The sequence below is a fragment of the Empedobacter sp. UBA7252 genome (genome assembly GCF_002472765.1).
Classification (GTDB): Bacteria; Bacteroidota; Bacteroidia; order Flavobacteriales; family Weeksellaceae; genus Empedobacter; species Empedobacter falsenii_B.
Window position 1 is genome coordinate 24,181 of sequence record NZ_DKSQ01000075.1, and the last position, 7,849, is coordinate 32,029.

The window sequence follows — 7,849 nt, forward strand, 5'->3', positions numbered from 1 at the left end:
AGAAATTCTTTTGACAAAAAAAGCGACCAAATTGGTCGCTTTTAAATATTTACTATAATTATTTCTCTAGATCAAATCCCCAATCAATACCTTTATTAATTGCAGAAACACCTTCTGTCATCCATTTCGGAGCAGGTTTATCTTTCAGATAATGATCAAAAAATTGAACTTGACGTTGTTGAATATCATTTTTATTCGCACGTTTTATCAAGTTATGATCATCTCCGTTATAATTTAACATCCAAACTGGTTTTTGTAAACGACGCAATGCCATAAACATTTCAATTCCTTGATACCAAGGAACAGCACCGTCTTCGTCGTTATGCATGATTACAACTGGCGTCGTAACTTTTGGCATATTAAACAAAGGCGAATTTTCGATATATAATTCCGGCGCTTCCCACAAGGTTTTACCGATTCTACTTTGCGTTTGTTCGTACTGAAATTGACGACTCATACCCGTCCCCCAACGAATTCCACCATAAGCAGAAGTCATATTAACAACAGGCGCACCCGTCCAAGCAGCAGCATACATATTGGTTGCAGTGATCAAATGTGCAACTTGGTAACCTCCCCAACTTTGTCCTTGTATAGCGATTTTACTTCCATTTACCCACGTATTTTTCTTCAACGCTTCTACTCCAGAATTGATATAATCTTCGGCAGATTTACCAGGATGACCAATTGTATATGAAATATCTGGTGTAAACACAATGTAATCGTTACTTACAAAATATGTGTGATTAATACGAGAAGGCGTTGGCGCAGGCGCTTGATAACGATTCAAATTATCCGAAAGTTTTTCGTAGAAGTAAACAATCATCGGATATTTTTTATTTGGATCAAAATTCTCTGGTTTATACACAACTCCTGTTGCATCTTTACCTGAATACGTTTTCCACGTTACCAACTCACCATTCCCCCATAAATAATCTTTTTGTTGCGGATTGATTGCAGATATCTTTTTCTCATCTTTAAAATTTGTTGAAACATAAACATCAGGCGAATTTCGGAACGATTCTTTTGTATAAATAAATTCGTTGGCATTCAACGCTTTCTTCATTTTTTGCGTTCCCCAAGTATTCGACATGACAACTTCTTCAGGATTTTTTGCTTTCGAAATGATTGTTTGATAAACCCCTGATTGTTTATTCTGATTATTAAAAGCACCTAAATAAACTAAATTATCTCGATTAATTGTTTTAATATCATCATTTAATTGATTGATATCAAACGTAATATTATGTTTACGACCGAAACCATTTGTCATATTTTCTGGACGACGTTTTCCAACCAAATCAAACTCCCAAATATCATATCGATCTTTGATTAAAACCGTTTCGTCATTATCAGTAAAATAGGCAACTCCATATTCTTGCGCTAAAGTTGGTGAATCATTTTCTTCGTCATAAAATTTCACTTTCAGCTTTTTATTCAGAACTTTTGTTTCCTTTGTTTCGATATTATAGCTCGACCATAATCCATTTTCGGCATTATAAAAAACAGCAAATTTTCCATTCGGCGACATTTCCACTTTTCCAGCCAAAGCTTTTGCAAATAATTCACGCTCTCCCGTTTTCGTATTAATGATATAATAATCTTTACGACCTGTTACATCCCAATTCAAGCTTAATCGATAGGCATTATCAGAAGTTCCTAAAGCAAAATTTGAATTTCCTTCGTTCAAAATCTCGACTTGATTCATATCCAAATCCGCTAATTGTGTCACTTTTACAGGATTCGATAAATCAATCACAGATAGGTACGAACGTTTTTTCTCACGCTCAAGATTCTTCAATTGTTGTGGTTGAATAAAATCGTCTTTGTAACTCCAAACATCCACTTTTGCATGATCATCAGCAATCAAAGTTGTGTCTTTTTCTGCTAATTTCGGCATCAAACCAATGAACAAAGAATTTCCATCTTTGCTAAATTTTGGTTGACGATTTTCTGAAACTTGCCAATCTTTTTTCAATCCTAACAATTCAGATTTCCTGATTTGTTGCGGATTATTTGTTGTAGAATAATATAAATAATATGTTTTATTTTCCTTTTTCTCTTCGTCAGAAGTTCCAACAAAAGCGACTTTATTTGCTAATTCATCAAACGCAAATTGTTTAAAATCACCAATTGTATCTACCAATTGTTTTTGAACAAACGTTGCTGTATTCACTAAGAAAACACCATATTTAGTTTTATCTAAACTATCTTTTTTCTCTTGTTTAGTCGAAAAAATTAATTGCTTACCATTCTCGCTAAACTCATAATTCATCACATTTTTGAATGATTTTCTCTGACCTGAAATCAAATTTCTCAACACCAATTCTAACGGCGTATCTTTCTTATCTTTTCCAGCTGATTTTGCAACTTTATCCTTCGTTTTTGTAGAATCTGACTTGTCTTTTTTATCATTCTTCGTTTCTTCTTTTTCTAATAAATAAGCTAAAAGAGAACCTCCTTTTTTCGGTGTTTTGAATGATTTTATATTTGGTAATTTCTCGACTTGATTTGTTGCAAGATTTAATATTCCGATTGAATCTTTAGCAATTTCATGTTCCTTTTTCTTTTTGATTCGAACCAATTTCAAATCTTTGTAAAAAGGTCGAATTTTAAAAACGGCAAACTTAGAATCTGCTGTAAAAACACTTTGTTCTCCTCTATGAAAACTTAGATTTTTATCTGTTTTCAGTCCAAAAAAATTCAATGTATTATCGCTTTCTTGTGCATATACTTGATAAGCAACCCACGAACCATTATTTGATAATTCTTTCATTCCGATTGATTGCCATTCATCAAAAACAGTCAAATCAAGAGGTTTCTTTTGCGCATCAACATTCGTTGCCAATAAAGCAATTGCAGCTGCATACATTGCTTTTTTCATCATCAGTTGAGTCGCATAATTTTTCAATATTTTAGTAGATAATTTCGATTTCATTCTAACTAATTTTTATGCGTTAATTTTTAAAGAAATGTGAAAATACTAAAGTTTTTAGAAACTATGGGGATATTTTAGTTTAATAATACTTTTCAGTTGTATTTTTGTTAAAATTCTTTTTATGAAAAAATATCTATTAAGTATTGGATTCGGAATTTCGATGATTGCATCAGCACAAAATATTCAGATTGTTCCACTTGGTGTTTATGGAGGTAGCAATGAAAGCAATCTTTCATCTTATTTGATTGGTGAAGAAACAACAAACAGCTATTTAGCATTGGATGCAGGAACAATTCTTTCTGGAATCAATAAAGCAATAGAGAAAGGTACTTTTGAAGAACAAAACAATAAAATTCTGAAAAACTATATCAAAGGATATTTTATTTCACATGGACATTTGGATCATCTTTCAGGCATGATTATTAATTCTCCAGAAGATTCTAACAAGCCTATTTATGGTATTTCTGAAACAATTTCAGTTTTAAAAAATAAATATTTTACCAATGATGCTTGGGCAAATTTTGCCAATGAAGGTGAATCGCCAATTTTGAATAAATATTACTACAAATACGCAAAAATAGGAATGCCTTTCACAATAGAAGGAACTAATTTTACAGGAACTATTTACGAATTGAGTCATGTAAACCCTTTAAAAAGTTCGGCAATATTAGTCGAAAATGGTTCAAATGCAGTCTTATATTTTGGTGATACAGGAGCTGATCGTATCGAAAAAACTCAAAACTTATCAACTATTTGGAAAGCAATTTCACCTAAAATTAAATCAGGAAAATTAAAAACAATGATGTTAGAAGTTTCTTTTCCGAATTCTCAACCCGAAAAATTATTATTTGGTCATTTAACCCCCAAATTAATGAACGAAGAATTAAACGAATTAGCGAAAGAAGTTGGAAAAAGTAAGTTGAAAGGTTTAACAATTATCGTTACTCATATCAAGCCAAAAGATGATTATGAGCAAAAAATTAAAGACGAATTGTTAAAAGATAATCCATATAACATCAATTATATTTTCCCTCAACAAGGTGAAAGAATAACTCTTAAATAAATAATAAATACGAATTTATCATTTAAAGACAAAATAATTTTCAACTATTTATTTTAGTCGGTCAATTTTTATTATTTTGATAAATTAGCACTATTGATTTTTCATTTATTCGAATGGCTATTTTACATTTGAATAAACCATAAGAAAAAATGATCGCGCAAATAGGAGAAATTTTATTAATCGACAACCAACAATATATTATAGCCGAACAACCATTACATCATTATTTTAGAGAATTAAATCATCCACCTTATTTTACTCCACCTTCGCCAACATGCTGGAGAGGATATTATGGGAAATGGGAATTGAGAAATGACGAATTGTTTTTGATTAATTTCAGAGGATATTTGGATGGTTTGGATGAAGTTGAATTGAATTATTTGTTTCCGAGAAGAGAAGAAGTTTTTGCGAGCTGGTATTCTGGAATCATTAAAATCTCACAAGGAAAATTATTACAATTTAACCAATTGACACATACATCAATTTATGAAGAAGATTTAATGTTGTGTTTTGAAAACGGAAAACTAATCGATTATATCGTTCATAGTAATTGCACAAATTCTGAACGAGAAGTTGAGATCTAATCAATCGAATACTTCAAAACTTGTCGGTGAATTCGTCTTGTTATTTGACCTTATTATTCTTTCGAATTCACCGATTTTTAATAAAATAAAGTTTAAAATGGTTTTCGTAAATTTGAGAAGCAAGCTTCTCCTCTACTTCATTTATCAACCAAATAGATAGTACAACTATGAAAAAAATATTAGTTTGTTTAATTTTAGTGATGACGCAAATGAATTATGGACAACAATTCTTGACTGCAGAGCAATCGGATCCAAAGAATTTTAATTGGATGAAAGGGTTTCCACCTGCAAAAGAAGATATTTTGTCCGCTATAGATGGTAGCTTTTTTAACTTTCCGGCTTTGCGTTACAGCGTTTGTCATATGCGCGAGTTTTTCCCAACTGTAAATGTTGCTTCGGCACAAGAAAACAGATATACTGGGCAACTAAATTGGATCAATCTATCGATAATGTGACTTTTACTCCTTTAGAAACTAAAGAAACTATGACATGGAAAGAATCTTTGCAAAAAAATTATACCGATGGAATTATTGTTTTACACAAAGGCGCTATTGTTTATGAGAATTACTTTGGAGAACTAAACAAAAACGGAACTCATACCTTGATGTCGGTTAGTAAAACCTTAACGGGTACATTGGGCGGAATGTTAGTTGCCGAAGGTATTCTAGATGAGAATAAAAAATGTAGTGATTATATTCCTGAATTGAAAACCTCAGCTTTTGGTGATGCTACGATTCGTCAAGTTTTGGACATGACCACAGCTTTACAGTATAGTGAAGATTACAGCGATCCGAATGCAGAAGTGTGGGCTTTTTCGGCTGCTGGAAATCCTTTTCCTAAACCTGCTAATTATAATGGACCTACAAATTATTATGATTATCTAAAAACAGTCAAGAAAAATGGTAAACATGGCGAAGCTTTTGGTTATAAAACAGTGAATACTGATGTGATGGGTTGGATTATTACAAAAGTATTGAATAAACCTTTGGCTCAAATTCTATCTGAAAAATTTTGGCAACCGTTGGGAACTAACTTTGATGGATATTACCAGATTGATGGTGCTGGAATTGCTTTTGCAGGAGGTGGATTTAATGCAAACCTTAGAGATTTGGCAATGTTTGGAGAAATGATAAGAAACAATGGTTACTTTAATAATCATCAAATTTTGCCTAAAAAATTGGTTGACGAAATAAAAAAAGGAGGAAATCAAAAAGCTTTTGCAAAGGCAGATTATAAACTTCTAAAAGGCTGGAGCTACAAAGATATGTGGTGGGTAACCAATAATGAGCATCAAGCATTTATGGCGCGTGGCGTTCATGGTCAAGCGATCTATGTTGATCCAAAAGCGGAAATGGTTATTGTGCGATTTGCTTCCAATCCGGTTGCATCGAATAGTGCGAACGACCCGTATTCGTTACCAGCTTATCATGCTGTTGCAAAATATTTATTGACTAAATAACAAAAAGCTCAACTAATGTTGAGCTTTTATTTTATATGATAATTTGTTCGAATTAATCTTCTGATTCTTCTACTTCCGATTGTAAGCCTTCTCCAAATTCACTTAAAGCAGAATTTAATGAAATCTCTGTACAATACTTAGATCCTAAATCTAATCCTTTTTGTAAAAACTCTTCCGCTTTTTCCTTTTCTCCTGTAAAATAGTAATACGTATAAAATAATCCGTATCCATCTGGATTTCCTAAATCAATCACACGTTGTGCTAATTGCTGTAACTCTTTATTTGGTTTTAATTTCAACTCTTCTGTTGCACTTAATGTTTCGAAAACACCACCAGATTGTTCAGCAAATTTATAGGCAAAAACTACTTTACAACTTTCATCAAAACCTTCTTTACACAGTTTTGCATTTGCAGCTTCATTTTCTTTTAATTTTTTAGTTAAACTTTCTTCATCAAAATCAAACAAATAGGTTGCATTATTTTTAAAATTAATATCATAATTCTCTGCCATCCAATTTGCACGTTGTGCTAATTTAGAATCTGATTGAGGTTTATTTTCGAAAGATTTCAAATTTGATTTATATACTTTTTTATCTACCCAATCTGAAATTCCTTTTAATTGATTTTTCTCTTTTTTGAAGATAAAAACTGTTTTCTCTACAAAAATGACAACCGAATCATTTCGTTCAAAAAATTCGTATCCATCTTCTCCAAACTCATTGATGGTTACTTTTCCTTTTCCATCAAATTTCAATGGATTATATAATTCATCTTTTGCTTTTGTTGTAAAAACGCCTTCTAACGTATTAGTCGCTTGTTGAGCAAAAAGTGCTGACACCATAAAGAATGTTGTCAATAAAAATAGTTTTTTCATTTTTTAGAAAGTCTCAATTAATATTACGCCAAAAATAAACGTTTTAATTCGTCTAAAACTCACTAATTATAGTTAAAAATAAATTTCTTTGTTATCAACCAAGGACTCGGATAAGGTAAAACACACCTGTTTATAATCAACCGAGGACTCGGGTAAGTTAAAACACATCTGTTTAGAATAAAAACGTCGCACAATAACTAAGCTTTCGTCTTGCCCAGAGGGCATGAGATGGAAGCCTGTTGAACGGAACCGAAGTTAGCTTTTAATTCTTATGGAGTTATCGAAGTTTAGTTTTAAGCTATATAAGCAGTATTTTATATGATTACTGCTTTTTTTTATGCTTACGTAGAATGCGAAGTAGTGAAAACCTTAGTTTTTAAAATAGTATATACTCCACAAAAAAAGCTCCTCTCAGGAGCTTTTTGGGTTATGCAACGTTATTTATATATTCTTTTTTGACAATTAGTAAAAGAAAACACGAGCAAAAGTGGGAGAAAATTTGTAGGATTGTAGTTTTACAATAAGGGGTTTGATTGTGATTTTTTGGTATATTTGAGTGTAAAAAAAAATATTATTAACTATTTTAAAAGTAAATAAAATCAAGATTTAATGACTAATACAATAAAAACAAATTGGAAAACAACTGATTTTCGTTTTGTAGCTTTTTTAGATATATTAGGTTTCAAAGATAGTATTATGAGAAATACTCATGATGAAATTTATTCTAGATTAACCTCTATTAACAAATTCAAAAAAAGTATAGAAAAAACAAATTATAGTACTCATCTTGATGGATGCTATAGTGATACTGAAGTGTATATCGTTAACTTCTCTGATTCAATTGTTATCTTCTCTAAAAATGATGATAAATATAATTTTGAATATTTCCTTATTATGGTCAGATATTTATTTGGGTGTAATCTTCCCCTTGTTA

The 7,849-nt window shown here is 31.4% G+C and carries 7 protein-coding genes; 5 read left to right on the top strand and 2 right to left on the bottom strand.

The genetic code is table 11. The features are described from left to right. Positions 1–58: 58 nt before the first annotated feature. A complete protein-coding gene (locus tag B2X73_RS10570) occupies positions 59–2,935 on the bottom strand; it encodes an alpha/beta hydrolase family protein (protein ID WP_291048092.1) in 2,877 nt (958 codons plus the stop codon). A 121-nt stretch (positions 2,936–3,056) separates the two neighbouring features. On the opposite strand from B2X73_RS10570, the gene B2X73_RS10575 reads away from it, so the two are divergent. The 4 genes from B2X73_RS10575 (at position 3,057) to B2X73_RS10590 (ending at position 6,041) form a co-directional block, all read left to right on the top strand. Further along, positions 3,057–3,998 (top strand): MBL fold metallo-hydrolase, encoded by a 942-nt coding sequence (locus tag B2X73_RS10575; RefSeq protein ID WP_291096391.1) that lies wholly within the window; start codon positions 3,057–3,059, stop codon positions 3,996–3,998. A 149-nt stretch (positions 3,999–4,147) separates the two neighbouring features. After that, positions 4,148–4,582 carry a hypothetical protein gene (locus tag B2X73_RS10580; RefSeq protein WP_219035348.1) on the top strand — a complete coding sequence of 145 codons (435 nt, stop codon included), beginning with the start codon at positions 4,148–4,150 and terminating at the stop codon, positions 4,580–4,582. A gap of 167 nt (positions 4,583–4,749) precedes the next feature. Continuing rightward, positions 4,750–5,037, top strand: a complete 288-nt coding sequence (locus B2X73_RS10585; RefSeq protein ID WP_291096393.1) for a hypothetical protein — start codon at positions 4,750–4,752, stop codon at positions 5,035–5,037. After that, positions 5,013–6,041, top strand: coding sequence for a serine hydrolase domain-containing protein (locus B2X73_RS10590; RefSeq protein ID WP_291096395.1), 1,029 nt, complete (start codon positions 5,013–5,015; stop codon positions 6,039–6,041). The genes B2X73_RS10585 and B2X73_RS10590 overlap by 25 nt, the downstream gene beginning before the upstream one ends. A 52-nt stretch (positions 6,042–6,093) precedes the next feature. On the opposite strand, the gene B2X73_RS10595 is transcribed toward B2X73_RS10590, so the two are convergent. Further along, the gene (locus B2X73_RS10595; protein ID WP_291096397.1) at positions 6,094–6,915 is read right to left on the bottom strand and encodes a hypothetical protein; all 822 of its coding nucleotides are present in this window, start codon (positions 6,913–6,915) and stop codon (positions 6,094–6,096) included. Between the two features lie 609 nt (positions 6,916–7,524). Here B2X73_RS10595 and B2X73_RS10600 point away from each other — a divergent pair. Then, positions 7,525–7,849 (top strand): hypothetical protein (locus B2X73_RS10600; protein ID WP_291048101.1); only part of this gene is annotated, 325 nt, incomplete at its 3' end.

Excerpts from the sequence above, each read along its gene's own strand:
- B2X73_RS10575 (WP_291096391.1), top strand. The coding sequence starts at position 3,057 with ATGAAAAAATATCTATTAAGTATTGGATTCGGAATTTCGATGATTGCA.
- B2X73_RS10580 (WP_219035348.1), top strand. The coding sequence starts at position 4,148 with ATGATCGCGCAAATAGGAGAAATTTTATTAATCGACAACCAACAATAT.
- B2X73_RS10585 (WP_291096393.1), top strand. The coding sequence starts at position 4,750 with ATGAAAAAAATATTAGTTTGTTTAATTTTAGTGATGACGCAAATGAAT.
- B2X73_RS10570 (WP_291048092.1), bottom strand. The coding sequence starts at position 2,935 with ATGAAATCGAAATTATCTACTAAAATATTGAAAAATTATGCGACTCAA.
- B2X73_RS10595 (WP_291096397.1), bottom strand. The coding sequence starts at position 6,915 with ATGAAAAAACTATTTTTATTGACAACATTCTTTATGGTGTCAGCACTT.